This is a genomic window from Micromonospora sp. NPDC049102 (genome assembly GCF_043197485.1).
Taxonomy (GTDB): Bacteria; Actinomycetota; Actinomycetes; order Mycobacteriales; family Micromonosporaceae; genus Micromonospora.
Genome location: NZ_JBICTE010000010.1, coordinates 55,675 through 72,559, shown reverse-complemented (window position 1 = coordinate 72,559; position 16,885 = coordinate 55,675). Strand labels below are relative to the sequence as shown.

Sequence of the window (16,885 nt, the reverse complement as noted above, 5' to 3'; positions counted from 1 at the left end):
GGACCGCCGCAAACCGCTCGCCGACGCTCGCCGTCGCTGACCGGGATGCCAGCTGGCGGCCGTCCGGAGCGGGTGCGGCAATCCTCATAATTCCCCCGTTTGACGCAAGCGGTTGCGCCATAGTTTCAGACATGTAAATGTGTCGTTGAGCGTGGGAGCGCTCCCGCACTGCCCCCACCCCAGCCGGCGCCCGGCACGCGCCGAGTCAAGGAGCGTCATGAAACGTCAACTTCGGGCCCTGGCCGCCGCCGGGCTCCTGCTCACCAGTTCCCTCGTCGCCGTGGCCCTCGGCGGCAGCGCCTCCGCCGACACCCTGATCTGCGAGCAGTACGGCTCCACCGTGATCCAGGGCCGTTATGTGGTGCAGAACAACCGCTGGGGCACGACCGCCCAGCAGTGCATCAACGCCACAAGCAACGGCTTCGAGATCACCACGCTGAACGGCAGCAGCCCCACCAACGGCGCGCCCACGGCGTACCCCTCAATTTTCTTCGGTTGTCACTACACCAACTGCTCCCCCGGCACGAACCTGCCGATCCAGGTGTCGCAGATCAGCAGCGCCACCAGCAGCATCTCCTACCGGTACGTCAGCGGCGCCACCTACAACGCGTCGTACGACATCTGGCTGGACCCGTCACCCAAGCGCGACGGCGTGAACCAGATGGAGATCATGATCTGGCTCAACCGGCAGGGCTCGATCCAGCCCATCGGCTCGGTGGTCGGCACGACGAACCTGGCCGGCCGCACCTGGGAGGTCTGGCGGGGCAGCAACGGCTCCAACAACGTCATCTCGTACGTCGCGTCGTCGGCGGTCTCCAGCCTGAACTTCAGCGTCATGGACTTCATCAACGACACCCGCAACCGGGGCGCGATCACGAACTCCTGGTATCTGACCAGCATCCAGGCCGGCTTCGAGCCGTGGCAGGGTGGCGTCGGTCTCGCGGTGACCTCGTTCTCGGCCAACGTCAACGGCGGCGGGGGCAACCCGACCAACCCGCCGCCGACCACCCCGCCGCCGGGCGGCAACTCGGGCTGCGCGGTGAAGTACACGGCCAACTCGTGGAACAACGGCTTCACCGCCGACGTGCAGATCACCAATACCGGATCCAGCGCGATCAACGGCTGGACGCTCAGCTACAGCCTGCCCAGCGGGCAGACGGTCACCAACGCCTGGAACGCCACGGTGAGCCAGAGCGGGTCCGCGGTGACCGCCCGGAACGTGAGCCACAACGGTTCCCTCGCCCCCGGCGGTACGGCCAGCTTTGGCTACCAGGGGACGCTGAACGGGTCATACTCGTCCCCGAGCAGCTTCTCGCTCAACGGGACGACCTGCTCGCGCAACTGAACACCCCTCTCGGCGGGGGCGTGACCTGGACGGCCACGCCCCCGCCGAGGGTGAAAGAATCACGCTTAACTATGCATTAATATTATCTAAGTACCTTTCGGTATATGTCGGCATTAGCGTCATTTCGGCACGACGTTCCGTCATCGATAGTTGTCTTCCTGATCGCCATCCCGTTATCCCTGGGCATCGCCGCCGCCTCCGGAGCACCGCTGCTGGCCGGGCTGGTCGCCGCCGTCGTGGGCGGAATAGTCGCCGGCGCACTCAGCGGCGCACCGCTCCAGGTCAGCGGGCCAGCGGCCGGGCTCACCGTGATCGTCGCGGGCACCATCGCCGAGTTCGGCTTCGCCGGCAGCGCCGCGATCGTGACCGTCGCCGGGCTGCTGCAGATCGTGCTGGGCATCACCCGTCTCGGCCGGGCCGCGCTCGCCCTGTCGCCAACTGTCGTACACGGGATGCTGGCCGGCATCGGCCTGGTCATCGCGCTGAGCCAGGTGCACGTCGCGCTCGGCGGCGCGCCGCAGAGTTCCGCGTGGGCGAACCTGCGTGACCTCCCCGGCCAGGTCGCCGACTACCACAGTGTGTCCGTGCTGCTCGGCGCGCTGACCATGACGCTGTTGCTGGTCTGGTCACGTCTGGTCAGGACCACCATGCTGCCGGCGACCCTGGTGGCGGTGGTGGTCACCACTGTGGTCGCGACGGCCGTCGACGCCGATGTGGCGCGGGTGGATCTGCCGGCCAACCCGTTGGGCGCGCTCACCTTCGCCCGTTGGCCCGACTCGCCGCTGTGGGAGGTCATCCCGGCGGTCATCACCATCGCCCTGGTGGCGAGCGTGGAATCCCTGCTCTCGGCGGTAGCGGTCGACCGGATGCACGATGGCGCGCGGGCGAACCTCGATCGCGAACTCATCGCGCAGGGCGCGGCGAACGCCGTGTCCGGAACGCTCGGCGGCCTTCCGGTCACCGGTGTCATCGTTCGCAGCTCGGCCAATGTCGCGGCCGGGGCACGCACCCGCGCCTCGACCATCCTGCACGGAGTCTGGATCGCCGGATTCGTGATGGCCGGCGCCGTACTGCTGGAAATGATCCCGATGGCCGCGCTCGCCGCCGTCCTCGTGGTCGTCGGCCTGCGGCTGGTGAGCCTCGCCCAGATCCGCACCTACGCCCGGCATCGGGAGCTGCCCGTCTACGTGGTCACGGCGGTCGGCGTGGTCGCGACGGACCTGCTCATCGGGGTCGGGCTGGGCATGGCGACGGCGGTGCTCTTCATGCTGTGGCGGCTGGCTCGGTGTGACATCCACGTCACCGAGCCGAACCACGGCAGCTGGCTCGTGTCGATCACCGGAACACTCGCCTTCGTCGCCTCCGGACGGCTCACCCGCCGGCTCGCCGCCCTGCCCCCGGGGCAGCACGTCGAACTCGAACTGCACCTGGACTACCTCGACCACGGCGCCTACGAGACCATCCGCGACTGGCAGGGGGCCTACACGCGGGCCGGTGGCACCGTCCAGGTCAGCGAGGTGCACGGCTCGTGGTTCCATCGCGCGGGCACCGACGGGCTCGGCACCGGCAAACGCCCCGTTCGGTGCCCGACCCAGGAGATGGTTCGGCACGAGTTGCCGCCGCCCCGGTCCACTCCGATCCCGTGAGGTCGGGGCATTCCGCGCCTGGGACACCCCGACTTCCAAGAAGTCGAGTCGATCAAGCCGGGGCGGGAGCCGTCACGCCGGGTCAGACCCGGGTCAGGCGTACGGCGTCGGCGATGACCAGGCCCGTCGCGTTGCTCCACCTGCTGACAGCTACCCGGTTGGCGTCCCCGGCCGGCAGGGTGAACGTGCCGAGGGCGCGCCACTGCCCGCCGGTCGCCCGCTGGTCCACGTACACGGTCCTGTTGCCGGTGGTGGTGGCGACGATGTACGGGGTGGCGCTGTTGTAGCCGGTGTTCGTCGGCCACCACGCATCGACCCGGTAGACACCGGTCGCCGGCACGTTGAACCGGTACCAGGCCGGATCGCTGGCCGCGACCGGGTCGGCGTAGCGGTAGTCGGCGCCGTACCGCTGACTGGAGAACGTCGACACGCCCCAGTTCGCGCTTGCGGTGAAGCGGCCGGAGGTCGTGTTGTCGATGGTTGACGACCATGCCGTGCTGCCGCCGGCCATCTTCGTCGCGACGTCGGCGCGCATGACGTTCAGGTCGATGAAGGACGGGTCGATCTTGCCGGTGGTGCTGGTCTCCCGGTGGCCCCGGGCGTAGCTGCTGTCCCGGCCGAGGCGGGTGAGCACGGCAGCCGTCGCGGCGATCGACGAGTTGTACTGTGCGGCCGTCATCCCCTGGTCGACGCCGTTGTAGTCGATCTCCCACCCGATCATCAGGGTGTTGCCGTCACCCGCGGGGATGGGCCCGCTGCCGCCGCTGACCCCGGCGTGGTTGCAGCGGCCGGCGGAGATGACGTGGAAGACGCCGTTGTAGTCGACGAGCGCCTGGCAGAGCGGGCCGGCCAGATCGGAGCGACCGTTGATGCAGATGCCGAGCGCCGGGTGCGGGTTGCTGGCGCTGGAGGTCGAGGCCGTGTGGTGCCAGAGCACCCCGATCGGGTCGAAGGAGCCGGGCCGCATCCGATTGAGCCAGTCACCCTCGACGACGACCTGGACCCCGGCGCCGCGCAGCACGTCCACGAGCCAGGGGATCGTGGCCATCAGGATCCGCCGAGCAGGTCGGCGAGGCACTCGGGGGCTTTCGGCGCGGCGCTCGCCGGGGTGGGCCGGACCACGACGGTGAGGGCGGCGGCCACCAGCGCGGGGATGCCGAGCACCCCGCGGCGGCGCAGACGGATGGACGGTGGTCGGGCCATGGCGATCCTCCAGCGAAGGCGGGTTCGAAACGGATCGACGAACGTGATGACGGCACGCTATACCGTCACGTGTGTCGATGTCGATGGCCTTCGCCGACAGGTCACTGCTTGAAGGAATTCGCCGTATCAGGCGTCGCCGAGTGCGTCGATGTCGCGCATCTCCTCCGCCGTCAGCGAGAAGTGGAAGACGTCGAAATTGGCGGTGATCCGCTCCGGGGTCACCGACTTGGGGATCACCACGATCTCGTGGTCGATGTGCCAGCGCAGCACCACCTGCGCCGGAGACACGCCGTGGGCGGCGGCGATCCTGGTCAGCACCGGATCGCTGAGGTCGCTGGTCTTGAACGGGCTGTACCCCTCCAGCACCACCCCACGGTCCCGGTGCTCGGCGTGCCGCTGCCGGTCGTACAGCGCGGGACTCCACCGGATCTGGTTCACCGCCGGGTTCTCCTCGGTCGACTGGATCAGCTCGTCGATCTCGCCAGTGCTGTAGTTGCTGACCCCGACAGCCCGGGTCAGGTTCTCGTCCCGGGCGGCCAGCAACTCACGCCACAGCGGAATGCTGTCCGCCGGCGACGACGGCGGCCAGTGGATCAACCAGAGGTCCACCTGGTCGACGCCGAGCGCCTCCAGACTGGCCTCCAACGTCTCGCGCTCCCGGCCGATCCGGTCCGGCGGGAGCTTCGTGGTGAGGAAGATGTCCTCCCGACGCAGCCCGCTCTCCCGGACCGCCCGGCCGACCTCGCGTTCGTTGCCGTAGACGGTGGCGGTGTCGAGGTGCCGGTAGCCGGTGTCGAGCGCGGCCAGCACGGCGTCGTAGCCCGCCTGACCGGTGGCCTGCCAGGTGCCGAAGCCGAGCAGGGGCATCTGCACGTCACCCGGGAGCGGGGCGGTGGGCTGGTCGCTGAGGTCCATGGGTTCCGTTCTACCCCTCCGGGCCCCCGTACGCCGAGCGAACCGGACACTCCGGCAGCCAGCGCGATGGCCCGAATCGCCGGAGAATACGGGTGTGACGGACCGGCTGGACGAGTACCGACGCCGGCGCGACGCGGCCCGTACGCCCGAGCCGGTGCCCGCCCGCGCGACGGCGCCGCCTGGGGGTACGAGCTGCGCTGGGACGGCGTCCGCGCACTGGCGTACGTCTCGGGTGGGCGGTTGCGGCTGCTCTCCGAGACCGACGAGGAGATCACCGGCGGGGAAGGGTGCGTCCGGCCCGACCGACCAGCGGGACGCGGGTCCCGACCGGTGCGCAGTTCCTGCTCGTCGACCTGCTGTGGTTGGAGGGCGTGAGCAGCGTCGACGTCCCGTACGCGCAACGCCGGGAACTGCTCGATGGGCTGGCGTTGGCCGGTACGCACTGGCAGACTCCGCCGTGGTTCTACGAGGCCCTGCGCACCGGGCGGGAGCAGGGGCTGCCCGGTGTGGTCGCCAAGCGGCTGGACTCGGTCTACGAACCGGGCCGGCGCAGCCGACGGTGGCTGAGCATCGACGCGGCCTGACGGCGAGGAGCGACGTGTACCTGACCCACCTGGACTGCCCGCGCTGCGGCCTGGAGTACGCCGCCGACACGGTGCAGAACCTCTGCGACTGCGGCTCCCCGCTGCTGGCCCGCTACGACCTGCCGGCTGTCGCGAAGGCAGTCACCCCGGAACGTTTTCCGCTGCGCCCGGCCGACCTGTGGCGGTACCGGGAGCTGCTGCCCGTCGCCGACCCTCGGCACGTCACCACGCTCGGTGAGGGCTGGACGCCGCTGCTGCGGGCACCCGCGTACGGCACCGAGATCGGCATCGCCGATCTGATGGTCAAGGACGAGGGGCTGATCCCGACCGGCTCGTTCAAGGCGCGTGGCGCGGCGGTCGGCGTGAGCCGCGCCCGCGAGTTGGGCGTGCAGCGGATCGCGATGCCGACCAACGGCAACGCCGGTTCGGCGTGGGCGACGTACGCCGCGCGCGCCGGGATGGGCACCACCATCGTCATGCCGCTGGCCGCGCCGACCATCTGCCGGCGCGAGTGCGTGGCCGCCGGCGCCGACCTGCGCCTGGTGGACGGGCTGATCAGCGACGCCGGCCGGCGGGTGGCCGAGCTGATCGCCGAGTCCGACGGGACGATCTTCGACGCCGGCACGCTGCGCGAGCCCTACCGGCTCGAGGGCAAGAAGACGATGGGGTACGAGATCGTCGAGCAGCTCGGCTGGCAGGTGCCCGACGTGATCATCTATCCCACGGGCGGCGGGGTCGGCCTCATCGGCATCCACAAGGCGCTGCACGAGATGCGCGAGCTGGGCTGGGTCGGCGACAAGCTGCCCCGGCTCGTGGCGGTCCAGTCGACCGGCTGCGCGCCGATCGTGCGGGCCTTCGCCGCCGGTGAGTCCCGGGCCCGCCCGTGGGAGGACGCGCACACGGTGGCGTTCGGCATCACCGTGCCGTCGCCGCTGGGTGACGAGCTGATCCTGGCGGCGCTGCGGGCATCAGCCGGCACCGCCGTCGCCGTCGACGACGCGGAGATCCTGACCGACCTGCGGGACTTCGCCGCCCGGGAGGGGCTGCTGCTCTGCCCGGAGGGCGCTGCCTGCCTGACCGCCGCGCGCCAGCTACGGGCCGGTGGCTGGATTCGGGCTGGCGAACGGGTGGTGGTGCTCAACACCGGCGCGGGGTTGAAGTATCCGGAGACGGTCGACGTCTCCGGCGTACCCGTGCTGGCCTGAGCCGGCATCCCGCGTGGCGCGGGATGCCGGCGGGCCGCGCTACTGGTAGGTGATGTCGGACGGCGCGTAGAAGCAGTTGACGCCGTCGGCGCCCTCGCCGATCTTGGTCGGCTCGCTGCCCTTGGGTACGCCCTTGTACTTGACGCAGATCGACGTCTCCCGGTCCGGGTCGCCGACGATGGTGACGCGGCTGAAGCGTGCGGTGTCGCCCCAGTTGGTGTTGATGCCGGCGATCGTGTCGGTGTCGCGGACGACCACGTTGTCGATCACCACGTGCCGCTGGTACGACGTGGAGCAGTTGCCGCAGGCCCGGTAGAGCTTCCCGGAGTTCTCCACCCGGAAGTTCCTGATGTAGACAGTGCCCGCGCCGTTGTGCTGGAAGACCTTGTCGCTGGCCGACCGCGCCCCGCCGCCGTCGACGGTGTACGTGGTGCCGCCCCGGAAGGTGGCCGCGTCCTCACCGACGTCCTCCCACCACACGTTGACGAGCGTGCAGTTGCCCTCGCAGTGCACGCCGTCACCGGCGGGCGCACCGATGATCACGTTCCGCAGGGTGGCGCCGGCGGCCAGCTCGAACATCGGGTCCTGGCTTTCGCCCTGCCCGCCGTCGCCGATGCCGTAGTAGCGCCGGAGTCCACCGTCGAAGGTGCCGGAGACCGCAATCGTCGCGTCCACCTTCTGGCTGCTGGTGGGTGTCGGCCAGCCCGAGGGCGGCGGGGTGGTCGGGCCCGACGTGGTGGGCGGTGGGGTGCTCGGTGGCGTGCTGGTGGCCGGTGGTGTGGTCGGGGTGCCACCGCCGGACGAGTCGACCACCACGTCGTCGAAGCCGCCGCTGGCGTACGCGGTCACCAGACCGATCCGACCGGCGCCGACCAGGCTGTTGCTGCCGGAGGCGATCTGCGTGCCGTTGACGAAGCCGCGGATGGTGCTGCCACTGGCCTCGATGCGCAGGGTGTACCAGGTGCCGGCGGCGACGCCGAGCGACGCGGAGCCGATCGCGGTGATGCTGCTGCCGTTGACGGCCTGGAGTTCGGCCCGTCCAGAGCCGAGCAGGGCCAGGCGATACATCCTGGTGCTGCTGCTGGCCCGGGCGGCGAGCCCGACCAGGCCGCTCGACGAGCCGAAGCTCGTCGGCCGGACGCGGGCCTGCACGGAGTAGGTGGTCCACCCGGCGTCGCCGGCGAACTGCCGGGCCAGCTCACTGCCGGCGTTGGACTGGTTGAACACCCCCGCGCCGTCGATCGCCCAGGTGCCGCCGGACTTGGACCAGCCGGAGGCGTCGCCGTCGGTGAAGGTGTCGGTGAAGATGGTGGCCGCGAAGGCCGAGGTCATGCTGGCGGCGAGGGCCGCCACGGTCACGCCGGCGCACACCGCCAGCACCAGTGGTCGTCGTCTCCTGTGCACGGTTGTCCTCCTTGACGCGTGTGGTGGCGATCCGTGGATCCGAGCGCGCGGGGACGTGCCGGCACGGCGCGCGGCCTCGAAAGCGAGACCGGTGTGCCCCATCGGATGCCCGGATCCGACAGCGGGGTGAAGCGGGACGAAAGCCGTGGGAAAGGGCTTTCCCCGCCCCTCCGAGGCTAGGACTGGGCACGCATCAGCGTCAATGCCTGGCGCTTGCAGGTCTGTTGCAGGATTTCGCCGGCGCGATCAGAAGCTGTTCGGCTCGGTCAGCCGCCAGGCCGCGTTGATCAACCCGATGTGGGACAACGCCTGCGGCATGTTGCCGAGCTGCGCGCCGGTGGTCAGGTCGATCTGCTCACTGAACAGGCCCACGTCGTTGGCGTGGCCCACCACGCGTTCGAACAGCTCCTCGGCCCGCCGTGGCTCACCCGTCATCACCAGGCACTCCACCAACCAGAACGAGCACAGCAGGAACCCGGCCGGGTCGCTCGTCCAGCGCCGGACGAGCCCGTCCTCCGTCCCCAGCTCGCGCTCCACCATCTCGATGGTCGACCGCATCCGCGGATCGGTGGCCGGCAGAAAGTGCGCCACCGGCAGGGCGAGCACCGAGGCGTCCAGCTCCGCCGAACCGAACGAGCCGGTGAACGCGCCGATCCGGTCGTTCCACCCCTCGCGCAGCACCGCCGCGCGGATCTCGTCACGCACCCCGGCCCAGCGACGCGGGTCGGCCCGTTCACCGAGCCGGTCGGAGAGTCCGACGGCCCGATCCAGGGCCAACCAGCAGGAGACCTTCGAGGAGAGGTAGTGCCGCTCCTCCTCCCGGGTCTCCCAGATGCCCCGGTCCGGCAGGTGCCAGGTCGCCGCCACCTGCTCGGCCAGCCCGAGCACCATCTCCCGCAACTCCCCGTCGAACGTCGTACCGAGGTGGTCGCGCAGCCTCCACACCGCCGACAGCACCTCGCCCGGCACGTCGAGCTGCCGTTGCTTCCAGGCGTCGTTGCCGACGCGCACCGGCCGGCTGTCGTGGTATCCGCGCAGGTGGTTGCAGTGGTGCTCGGAGATGTCCCGTTCGCCCTCCAGTCCGAAGAGCACCGGCACCGGTTCGTCGCCGAACTGGCCGATCGAACGGGCCACCCAGGCGAACAGTCTCGACGCCTCGTCCGGGCAGGCAGCCACCCAGAGCGCCCGCATCGTCAGCGAGAAGTCCCGCAACCAGGAGTAGCGGTAGTCGTAGTTGCGGTCGCCGCCGATCTGTTCCGGCAACGAGCTGGTCGACGCCGCCACCACCGCGCCGCTGCGGGCGTACGTGAGGCCGGACAGCACCGTGGCACTGTGTCGGACCAGCTCCGGGTACCGCCCCGTGTACCGGTGCGACTGCCGGAACGCCTCCCACGCTCGCGTCGTGTCCGCGAGCGCGGTCAGCGGGTCCAGTCGGATCGGCGGCTTCCCGTACGACTGCCCGAACGCCACGTCGATCCCCACCACCTGACCGGTCGAGACCTCGAACTCGTGGGTCACCCGGTCGCGGCCCGCCCGCAGCGGCATACCTCCGACGCGCAGCACCAACGTCACCGGGCCGGCATCGGCCACCACCGCCCCGTCGGGCTGCTCGTGCAGATACGGCGTGAGCAACCCGTACTCGGGGCGGGGGGCGAAGTCCAGCGCCATCCGTACCCGCCCGGACAGTCCCTCGACCACCCGGATGAGCACGGCGGGCGAGTTCATGCCCAGTTCGTGCGCACGGGCGCCGTCCTCGGCGGCGAGCGCGTCCGTCACCGACACGCTGCCGTGCGGCGTGTGGTGCACCGTCCGCAGCACGAGCGTGTCCGGTCGGTATGCCCGCTCGACGCGGTAGCCCGGGCCACCGACGCCGACCGGCGCCAACCGGAAGTGCCCGCCGTCGGGGTCGAGGAGCCGTCCGAAGACGGACGCGCCGTCGAACCGGTCCGGGCACCACCAGTCGATCGAGCCGCCGAGGTCGACCAGCGCTCCGGAACGGGAGTCCGAGAGGAACCCGTAGTCGGAAATCGGCGGCTGCATCACCAGCCGCGCGTACCCACAGCGGCCCGGTTCAGGCCGGCGTCACGCGGTGGGCGGCTCGTCCTCGCCGGCCTCCTCGGCCCTGTCGGCCTCCTCCTTGGTGTGGTGCACGGCCTGGTCGGCGTGCTCCGGAGGGCCGTAGACGGTGTAGAGGACGAGCGGATTCGGGCCGGTGTTGACGAAGTTGTGCTTCGTCCCGGACGGCACGACGACCAGGTCGCCCGCGACGACCTCCCGCTTCTCACCGGCGACTCGGGCCTCACCCGTCCCGCTGACGAACGTCAGGATCTGGTCGATGCCCTCGTGCACCTCCTCGCCGATCTCCCCGCCCGGCGGAATGGTCATGATCACCAGCTGGGTGTGCTCGCCGGTCCACAGCACCCGCCGGAAGTCGGGGCTCTTCTCGGCGACGGTCGCGATCGTGAAATGCTCCATGGCCCGGTCATACCCCGTTCGATCACGCGTCACGCGGGGACTGGCAGATGGTGGAATTCCCCACGCTCGACAGGTTTGAGTCCGCGCCCAGCGGGGATCGACAACGCTGACCGGCGCGAACGGCCGGTCGAGCCAGGTCCCCGCTGGCGTACCGCCGAACGGCTGCGGTGGTGGGAGACGGCCAGAGCGCGGCGACGTTGCGACCACGGTCGAAGCGGCGCCGCGCGCTCGTTTTCGCGTATGCCCCAGGCGTCGCGCTGTATAGGGCAGGCGTCGCGGTGTACGTCTCAGGCGTCGCGGTGCAGCCAGGCGAGAAGATCCGGTGGTGCCAGCGCCCGCGCCCGCTCCTCGTAACGGGCCAGACCAGCCGGGTCCAGCAGGTCGCGCCCCTGACCCGAGCCGCCCCGACGGAAGAACGCCCGGCGGTCCCGCAGGACGCCCAGCGTGTCCGGGGCGAGCTGATCGGCACGCTCCCGCATCCGGCCGAAGGTGGCCGCCTCGACCAGATCGGGCCACTGCCCGGCGGGCACCGCGACACCCCACCGGTCGGCCAGAAGGCGCATCTGGCCACCCAGGTCGGCGCGAAGGTCGTCGTAGTGCACCAGTTCGACGTTCGGCTCGTGCCGGCGCGCCCAGGCGTCGCCCAGGTGCCAGAACACCCCGGGCAGCGAGCGGCCAACCGCTGATACACCACGTCACGTGGCTCACCGAGCCAGTCCAGCCAGGGCGACAGCTCGGACAGCGGCGCCGGCAGCTCCGGGGTGCCCAGCACCAGCAGCGCGCAGATCATCTGCATCCAGGTGGTGCCGCTCTTGGAACGGGTGCTGATCACGATGTCGCCGGCACGGAACGGAAAGCCGACCCAGCGGGCGCTGTCCTCGTCGTCGGAGCGGTAACGGTAGGGCGACGTGGACATCGGGCGAGCGTAGTCGCCGAACCGACAGCCAGACAGCAGATTTTCGGTACCAGAAGTGGGGAGGCATGCGAATACCTGACTAGATTGAAGTATGGTGCCCGCCCACGGGGGCCGGGCAGTGGCACCGGTCTACCGCCCCATCCTCGCCAGCCGCCGACGCGGCGAGCTGGAGGCGTTGAATCACCTCGATCCGGCGGCTGCCCCGCTCGTCGCCCCGATCCTGGAGGTCAGCGCGGTCGACCGTTCCATCTCCGACGCCCTGCGTCGGCTGCCGACCGGCCTGCTACCGGCCGTCGACGTGACAGCCCTGCCCGACTCGACCGACACCGAGCTGGCCCGGTGGGGCGTACCGCTGATGCCCGTCGTGGGGCTCGCGGAGAGCGAGCGGCGGCTCATCGCGCACGGTGCGGCGGCCCGGGCGTACGCGCGGCGGGCGCTGGTCCGGGTGCGGGTCGCGCACGACCGGGCTGGTCCGGACGCGGACACGACCGCCGTGGAGCGGATCTGGCGGTACACCGGCCTCGCGCCGGAGGAGTGCGACCTTCTGGTGGACGCGGGTGACGTCTGCTGCCCGGCGGACGTGCGGGTGGCGGAACCACGGGTACGCCGGCTGCTGGACTGGGCCCGTCGCCACGCCTGGTGCTCGGCGACGGTGGCGGCGGGCGGTATGCCTCCGACGTTGTCCCGGTTGCCCACCGACGAGCCGGTGCGGCTGGGACGCTGGGATTGGCAGCTCTGGCAGCGGCTGGCGGACGTCGGCGTCGACTACGGCGATTACGGCGTCGGCTCGGCGCTGCCCGACTCGGGCGACGCCGGCGACCGACTGCCCACGATTCGCTACACCGCCGAGGACGGTTGGTGGGTCTACCGCTGGTCGCGCCGGGGCGGCCGGGGCGACGAGCGCTTCGCCGACCTGTGTCGCACGCTGGTGGCGACATCGCACTGGTCGAGCGCCGGAGCGGCGTTCTCGTGGGGCGACCACGAACTGCTGCGGCGCGCACGCCGCGGCGCGGGGGCGGGGTCGCCCGCCAACTGGACGGCGTGGAGCACGTCGCACCATCTGGCGCACGTGCTCGCCGCGCTGCTCCGGCCCGACGACACCGACGGGCCGGGCTGGCGCCCGCCGCCGGGCCCGCCGCAGCGAGGGCGATAGCTGCGGTGAGTCCCCTTCGGGGCGCGTGTCTACTGCTTCTCGGTGAAGCCGAACTGGATGATGCCCTCGTCGTCGACGGTGGCGTCCACCGATGCTTCGCCGAGCAGTTCGGCGGCGTCGGGGTCGAGGAAGATCCGCGCGCCCTGGTTGTCGACGACCTGGTCGCCCTGCTCCGGCTCGGGCACCAGCTCCACGGTGAGCGATCCGGCGTCGGTGTCGGCCGCGATCCGTACGCCACCGTCCTGGGCCACGTCCTGTTGGCTGGCGAGGTCACGGATGACGAGCACGGCGTTGTCGGTCATGGTGAGCATTGGTGGAACTCCTCGTGGTTTCTCGGCTCGCGGTCGGTTGTCGCGCAGACCGGACAATCGGCCCGCGTGCGAGCACGCGTGGGAGGCGACGGGAGGGACGGACGGTCATCGCCGTCGCATCGAACCGGGGCGACTGAGAGGCCCCTTCTCTGCCCACCGTGCCCCGTGCCAGCCGATCCGTCAAATAGAGCGGAGTCAGTCGAGCGCTCGCTCCCTGCCTGGTCACGACCCTGATTTCCCCGCTAGCGGGCGGAACTATCCGTACGCTGAGTACATGGATGACGCCCGTCGCGCGGCCGCGGAATTCCTCGGCACGCTGTTGCTGGTCTTCTTCGGCGTCGGCGCTGCGGTCGCCGCGCGGGTCCAGGGTGGTGTGGTGGTCGTCGCGCTGGCCTTCGGGTTCGTCATGCTGGCCCTCGTCTACACGATCGGTCCGCTCTCCGGTAGTCATGTCAACCCGGCGGTGACGCTCGGTGTCCTGCTGTCCGGCAAGATCTCGGTGATCGGCGCTGTCGCCTACTGGATCGCGCAGTTCGCCGGGGCGACGGTGGCCGGTTTCCTGCTCTGGGCGCTGACCCGTTGGGGTGACGTAGCGGACCAGACCGGGGCGCTGGGCTCGAACGGATACGGCGCGCACATCAACCGGGGTGGCGCGGCCGTGGTGGAAATCGTGCTGACCTTCCTCTTCGTCCTGGTCGTCCTGGTGGTCACGAGCCGTACCGAGAATCCGGGCACCGCCGGGTTGGCCATCGGACTGGCCCTGGCCGCCACCCAGCTCGTCGGCGTGACGCTGACCGGTGCGGCGGTCAACCCGGCCCGAGCCTTCGGCCCGGCCGTCTTCGAGGGGGGAACGGCGCTCCGCCAACTCTGGGTGTTCATCGTCTTCCCGCTGCTGGGCGGTGCGCTCGCGGCGCTGGTGGCACCGCTGGTGATGGGCGCGCAGCGGCACTACTGGGGCGGACACGAGCGAGCGGTCGGCAGACCGGGACACCACGAAGGGCAATAACCTTCGTCCGGGGCTCTTTTCCGGCGATTACCTTCATGGCAGCATCGGCGCATGCATCGTCGTCTCTTTCCGCGCGCCGTCGCGCTGCTCGCGCTGGTCGCCACCGTGGCCACGGTCGGCGCGTCCGGCGCCACCGCCGAGTCGCCGACCCCCGCGACGATCCGCCTGCGCGCCACCATCGACGCGATCCTCGCCGACGACCGGCTGACCGGCGCGCAGACCTCGGTGGTCGTCGTCGACACCAGCACCGGCGAGACCCTCTACGACCGCAACGGCGACCGGCGGCTGATCCCGGCCTCCAACACCAAGTTGCTGACCTCCACCGCAGCCCTCGGGCTGCTCGGTTCCGGCCACCACTTCAGCACCGACGTGCAGGCCACCGGAGCGCGCCGCGCCGGGTTGCTCTCCGGCAGTCTCTACCTGCGGGGCGGCGGTGATCCGACCATGCTCGCGGCCGACTACGACGCGCTCGCCGCACGGGTGGCCGCCGCCGGCGTCCGGGTCGTCACCGGCTGACCGGCGGACGCGGGTCAGGCCGGGTGCTTCGGTGTGGGGGGCACCGCCGCGGGGTCGCCGCGCTCGATGAGGGCGGTGATCTCGGCGGCGTGCAGGCCGCGGAGCGTCAGGACGCGGGTGCCCCAGCGGTGCAGCCGGCAGGGGTGCGGGCTGGCATCGTTGCGACAGACCACTCCGCCGGACCAACGGCGGGGCGCGTGCACGACCACCGCACGCACCGCGAACTGGACATCCTCGCCCGTCACATACGGCGGCAGGGGAATGTCGCGGAGCGCCTCCGGATCGTCGGCGCCGGAGGAGACGGCGGGACGGAGGCGGTGGGTGGCACTGCTGCTCATCTGCACTTCCTCCACAGTGGAAGGTGAGACGGGGACAGCAGAAAAGCTACGTCGACGTGGACGGAGGGCGACGGACAAACTGTCCCGCTCAGCGCAGAGCGACAGCCTGGAGGCCGACGTTGCCGCAGTGTTCGGTGAAGACCTTCTCGACCGTCCAGGTCACCACCAGCCGGGCGTCCTTCGGCGCCGTGAACCGGATGACGAACTGGGCGCTCTGACTGGTGTACGGGTCCTCCAGACGTACCGTGCTCACCGGCCCTCCGGTCGACAACCGCACGTCCAGCCGACCGCGTGCCATCCAGATTCCGGCGTAGACCTGGACGGTGCGCGACGTACCGCTGCCGGCGACCGACAGGCTGAATCCGTTGCCGACGCCGCAGGTGTAGACGCCGTCGGAGCTGCCCCGATCCCACCGCTCGGGCGCACCGTCGGACCAACGGACGACCTCCTGGTTGCCGTCCCAGCCGACTCGGCGGCCCTTCCCGCCCCCGTCGACGATCTCCTTGGAGCCGGAGCGCTTGCGGACTGTCGAGCTACCGCCGCGCAGCCCCCAGTGCATCCAGTCGCGGGTGCCCACGGCGGTCAGGTCGACCTCGGCGGGCACCTCGGCGCGGCTCACCGACAGCAGCGACGCCGACGGCTTCTCCGCAGGAGGGGTGGTGGGCGGGCTCGTCGACGGGGTCGGCTCGGGCGAGGGTGGGCGCTGACGGGGCCGCAGACCCGGCAGCGCCGGGCCGGCATCGGTGCGCCCGTCGGCGCCCGGCAGACCCGTCGGATGGACCGCCCCGGCGGGCACGCCACCCGAGGCGCCGGCCCTGCCGTCACCCGAGTCCGGGTCGGACCGGGTGCCGAGGTACGCGACGAGCACCACGAGGCAGACGGCCGCCCCGGCTCCTTCCAGCGCCCAGCGCCGCCGCTGTCGGGCCCGCGTGAGTCGGCGCAGCGCGCGGTGGTTCAGACCGGCGGCGTCGGTTCGCGGTCGGTGCGACGCAGGTCGGTCCGCCGGGTCGTCTCCGGCCCGCGAACCATCCCGCGTACGGTCCTCGTCCGCCACCGCCCCCTCCACGTTGCCGCCCGACCGCCACCGCACATCGACCGTCCACTGTGGGTCGTTCACGATTGCACCGGCGTGGTCGACACGCTAAATCGGGACAGCATGACGTGTCCAGTCCGGATCGGGACGGTATGGGACAGGGGTTGGTCGATCCCAGCTCAGCCGATCCGCAAGCCCAGCGCCTGCGCGATGACGAGAGCCTGCTCGGCGTCCACGATCGCGCCGGCGCACTCGGCCGACGTCGGGTCGAGCGCGGTGAGGTCGCTGCGCCGCAGGTCGGCGCCGCCGAGGCGGCAACGCTGAAGCTGCGCGCCGGAGAGGTCGACACCGGTCACGGTGGCTCCGCCGAGGTTGGCGCCGGTGAGGTCGGCCTCGCGCATCCGCACGTCGCTGAGCCGGACGGCGCGCAGGTCCGCACCGGGTAGCGCGACGAACGACCAGTCGCCGCCGTCGACGCGCAACGGGCGCAGCTCGCACTGGACGAAGGTGCTGCCCACCAGCTTGCAGCCGGTGAACTCGGCCTCGAAGAAGTTGCAGCGCTTGAAGACACAGCGGGTGAACGCCGAGTCGAGGTGCCGGGACGCGTTGAACCGCACGTTGCCGAACGTGCAGCCGGTGAAGACCGCGCCCCGGGTGACCGCCTCGGTCAGGTCCACGTCGTAGAACTCGCAGGCCACGAACTGACGATCGGTCAGCTCCTCGCCGTACCAGTCCTCGTGGCGGAAGGTCACGTCCTCGGTCAACTCCGGCATCCGGCCAGGCTAACGACGCCACCGGGGGCAGCCTCTTCCGGTAGCGGCGTACCGGCGAGTAG

At 70.9% G+C, this 16,885-nt stretch carries 18 protein-coding genes and 1 pseudogene; 8 read left to right on the top strand and 11 right to left on the bottom strand.

The features are described 5' to 3' along the window. Window positions 1-217: 217 nt before the first annotated feature. Window positions 218-1,345, top strand: a complete 1,128-nt coding sequence (locus tag ACGFH9_RS13140; protein ID WP_393218139.1) for a cellulose binding domain-containing protein — start codon at window positions 218-220, stop codon at window positions 1,343-1,345. Window positions 1,346-1,449: 104 nt separating this feature from the next. Beyond that, the gene (locus ACGFH9_RS13135) at window positions 1,450-2,991 is read left to right on the top strand and encodes a SulP family inorganic anion transporter (protein WP_393218137.1); all 1,542 of its coding nucleotides are present in this window, start codon (window positions 1,450-1,452) and stop codon (window positions 2,989-2,991) included. A gap of 82 nt (window positions 2,992-3,073) precedes the next feature. Here ACGFH9_RS13135 and ACGFH9_RS13130 read toward each other — a convergent pair whose 3' ends face one another. The 3 genes from ACGFH9_RS13130 to ACGFH9_RS13120 all read right to left on the bottom strand — a co-directional run bounded on the left by ACGFH9_RS13130 (window position 3,074) and on the right by ACGFH9_RS13120 (window position 5,109). After that, entirely contained in the window at window positions 3,074-4,039 is a 966-nt protein-coding gene (locus ACGFH9_RS13130; protein ID WP_393218134.1) for an N-acetylmuramoyl-L-alanine amidase, read from the bottom strand. After that, window positions 4,039-4,194 carry a hypothetical protein gene (locus ACGFH9_RS13125; protein WP_393218132.1) on the bottom strand — a complete coding sequence of 52 codons (156 nt, stop codon included), beginning with the start codon at window positions 4,192-4,194 and terminating at the stop codon, window positions 4,039-4,041. The genes ACGFH9_RS13130 and ACGFH9_RS13125 overlap by 1 nt, the downstream gene beginning before the upstream one ends. A gap of 126 nt (window positions 4,195-4,320) precedes the next feature. Continuing rightward, a complete protein-coding gene (locus ACGFH9_RS13120) occupies window positions 4,321-5,109 on the bottom strand; it encodes an aldo/keto reductase (protein ID WP_355232821.1) in 789 nt (262 codons plus the stop codon). 150 nt (window positions 5,110-5,259) lie between these two features. On the opposite strand from ACGFH9_RS13120, the pseudogene ACGFH9_RS13115 reads away from it, so the two are divergent. Next, window positions 5,260-5,693, top strand: a pseudogene (locus ACGFH9_RS13115) (ATP-dependent DNA ligase); the annotation flags it as partial. A gap of 14 nt (window positions 5,694-5,707) precedes the next feature. Then, entirely contained in the window at window positions 5,708-6,898 is a 1,191-nt protein-coding gene (locus tag ACGFH9_RS13110) for a threonine synthase (protein WP_393218129.1), read from the top strand. 39 nt (window positions 6,899-6,937) lie between these two features. Here ACGFH9_RS13110 and ACGFH9_RS13105 read toward each other — a convergent pair whose 3' ends face one another. From ACGFH9_RS13105 to ACGFH9_RS13090, 4 genes are all read right to left on the bottom strand, one after another. Then, a complete protein-coding gene (locus ACGFH9_RS13105; protein ID WP_393218126.1) occupies window positions 6,938-8,302 on the bottom strand; it encodes a pectate lyase in 1,365 nt (454 codons plus the stop codon). 246 nt (window positions 8,303-8,548) lie between these two features. Beyond that, a complete protein-coding gene (locus ACGFH9_RS13100) occupies window positions 8,549-10,342 on the bottom strand; it encodes a glycoside hydrolase family 15 protein (protein WP_393218329.1) in 1,794 nt (597 codons plus the stop codon). Between the two features lie 42 nt (window positions 10,343-10,384). After that, window positions 10,385-10,777 (bottom strand): cupin domain-containing protein, encoded by a 393-nt coding sequence (locus tag ACGFH9_RS13095; protein WP_355051904.1) that lies wholly within the window; start codon window positions 10,775-10,777, stop codon window positions 10,385-10,387. 287 nt (window positions 10,778-11,064) lie between these two features. After that, window positions 11,065-11,436, bottom strand: coding sequence for a sulfotransferase domain-containing protein (locus ACGFH9_RS13090; RefSeq protein ID WP_393218123.1), 372 nt, complete (start codon window positions 11,434-11,436; stop codon window positions 11,065-11,067). Between the two features lie 102 nt (window positions 11,437-11,538). Here ACGFH9_RS13090 and ACGFH9_RS13085 point away from each other — a divergent pair, with 102 nt between their 5' ends. Both ACGFH9_RS13085 and ACGFH9_RS13080 read left to right on the top strand, forming a co-directional pair. Beyond that, window positions 11,539-11,673 carry a hypothetical protein gene (locus tag ACGFH9_RS13085; RefSeq protein WP_393218121.1) on the top strand — a complete coding sequence of 45 codons (135 nt, stop codon included), beginning with the start codon at window positions 11,539-11,541 and terminating at the stop codon, window positions 11,671-11,673. Between the two features lie 111 nt (window positions 11,674-11,784). After that, entirely contained in the window at window positions 11,785-12,846 is a 1,062-nt protein-coding gene (locus ACGFH9_RS13080) for a hypothetical protein (protein WP_393218119.1), read from the top strand. A 29-nt stretch (window positions 12,847-12,875) separates the two neighbouring features. On the opposite strand, the gene ACGFH9_RS13075 is transcribed toward ACGFH9_RS13080, so the two are convergent. Then, complete coding sequence (locus ACGFH9_RS13075) at window positions 12,876-13,157, bottom strand: adhesin (RefSeq protein ID WP_355232814.1); 282 nt, start codon at window positions 13,155-13,157, stop codon at window positions 12,876-12,878. 274 nt (window positions 13,158-13,431) lie between these two features. On the opposite strand from ACGFH9_RS13075, the gene ACGFH9_RS13070 reads away from it, so the two are divergent. Together ACGFH9_RS13070 and ACGFH9_RS13065 are read left to right on the top strand one after the other, a co-directional pair. Further along, a complete protein-coding gene (locus ACGFH9_RS13070) occupies window positions 13,432-14,163 on the top strand; it encodes an aquaporin (protein WP_355232813.1) in 732 nt (243 codons plus the stop codon). A gap of 51 nt (window positions 14,164-14,214) precedes the next feature. Further along, window positions 14,215-14,679, top strand: coding sequence for a D-alanyl-D-alanine carboxypeptidase (locus ACGFH9_RS13065; protein WP_393218116.1), 465 nt, complete (start codon window positions 14,215-14,217; stop codon window positions 14,677-14,679). A 14-nt stretch (window positions 14,680-14,693) separates the two neighbouring features. Here ACGFH9_RS13065 and ACGFH9_RS13060 read toward each other — a convergent pair whose 3' ends face one another. From ACGFH9_RS13060 to ACGFH9_RS13050, 3 genes are all read right to left on the bottom strand, one after another. Beyond that, window positions 14,694-15,017, bottom strand: a complete 324-nt coding sequence (locus ACGFH9_RS13060; RefSeq protein WP_393218113.1) for a hypothetical protein — start codon at window positions 15,015-15,017, stop codon at window positions 14,694-14,696. Between the two features lie 88 nt (window positions 15,018-15,105). Next, on the bottom strand, window positions 15,106-16,134 hold the full coding sequence (locus tag ACGFH9_RS13055) for a hypothetical protein (RefSeq protein WP_393218111.1): 1,029 nt from the start codon (window positions 16,132-16,134) through the stop codon (window positions 15,106-15,108). 95 nt (window positions 16,135-16,229) lie between these two features. Next, window positions 16,230-16,823: a pentapeptide repeat-containing protein gene (locus ACGFH9_RS13050; RefSeq protein ID WP_393218108.1), complete on the bottom strand. Its 594-nt coding sequence runs from the start codon at window positions 16,821-16,823 to the stop codon at window positions 16,230-16,232. Window positions 16,824-16,885: the final 62 nt, after the last annotated feature.

Coding starts and splice junctions, on each gene's coding strand:
- ACGFH9_RS13140 (WP_393218139.1), top strand. CDS start 218: ATGAAACGTCAACTTCGGGCCCTGGCCGCCGCCGGGCTCCTGCTCACC.
- ACGFH9_RS13135 (WP_393218137.1), top strand. CDS start 1,450: ATGTCGGCATTAGCGTCATTTCGGCACGACGTTCCGTCATCGATAGTT.
- ACGFH9_RS13130 (WP_393218134.1), bottom strand. CDS start 4,039: ATGGCCACGATCCCCTGGCTCGTGGACGTGCTGCGCGGCGCCGGGGTC.
- ACGFH9_RS13125 (WP_393218132.1), bottom strand. CDS start 4,194: ATGGCCCGACCACCGTCCATCCGTCTGCGCCGCCGCGGGGTGCTCGGC.
- ACGFH9_RS13120 (WP_355232821.1), bottom strand. CDS start 5,109: ATGGACCTCAGCGACCAGCCCACCGCCCCGCTCCCGGGTGACGTGCAG.
- ACGFH9_RS13100 (WP_393218329.1), bottom strand. CDS start 10,342: ATGCAGCCGCCGATTTCCGACTACGGGTTCCTCTCGGACTCCCGTTCC.
- ACGFH9_RS13095 (WP_355051904.1), bottom strand. CDS start 10,777: ATGGAGCATTTCACGATCGCGACCGTCGCCGAGAAGAGCCCCGACTTC.
- ACGFH9_RS13080 (WP_393218119.1), top strand. CDS start 11,785: ATGGTGCCCGCCCACGGGGGCCGGGCAGTGGCACCGGTCTACCGCCCC.
- ACGFH9_RS13075 (WP_355232814.1), bottom strand. CDS start 13,157: ATGCTCACCATGACCGACAACGCCGTGCTCGTCATCCGTGACCTCGCC.
- ACGFH9_RS13070 (WP_355232813.1), top strand. CDS start 13,432: ATGGATGACGCCCGTCGCGCGGCCGCGGAATTCCTCGGCACGCTGTTG.
- ACGFH9_RS13065 (WP_393218116.1), top strand. CDS start 14,215: ATGCATCGTCGTCTCTTTCCGCGCGCCGTCGCGCTGCTCGCGCTGGTC.
- ACGFH9_RS13060 (WP_393218113.1), bottom strand. CDS start 15,017: ATGAGCAGCAGTGCCACCCACCGCCTCCGTCCCGCCGTCTCCTCCGGC.
- ACGFH9_RS13050 (WP_393218108.1), bottom strand. CDS start 16,823: ATGCCGGAGTTGACCGAGGACGTGACCTTCCGCCACGAGGACTGGTAC.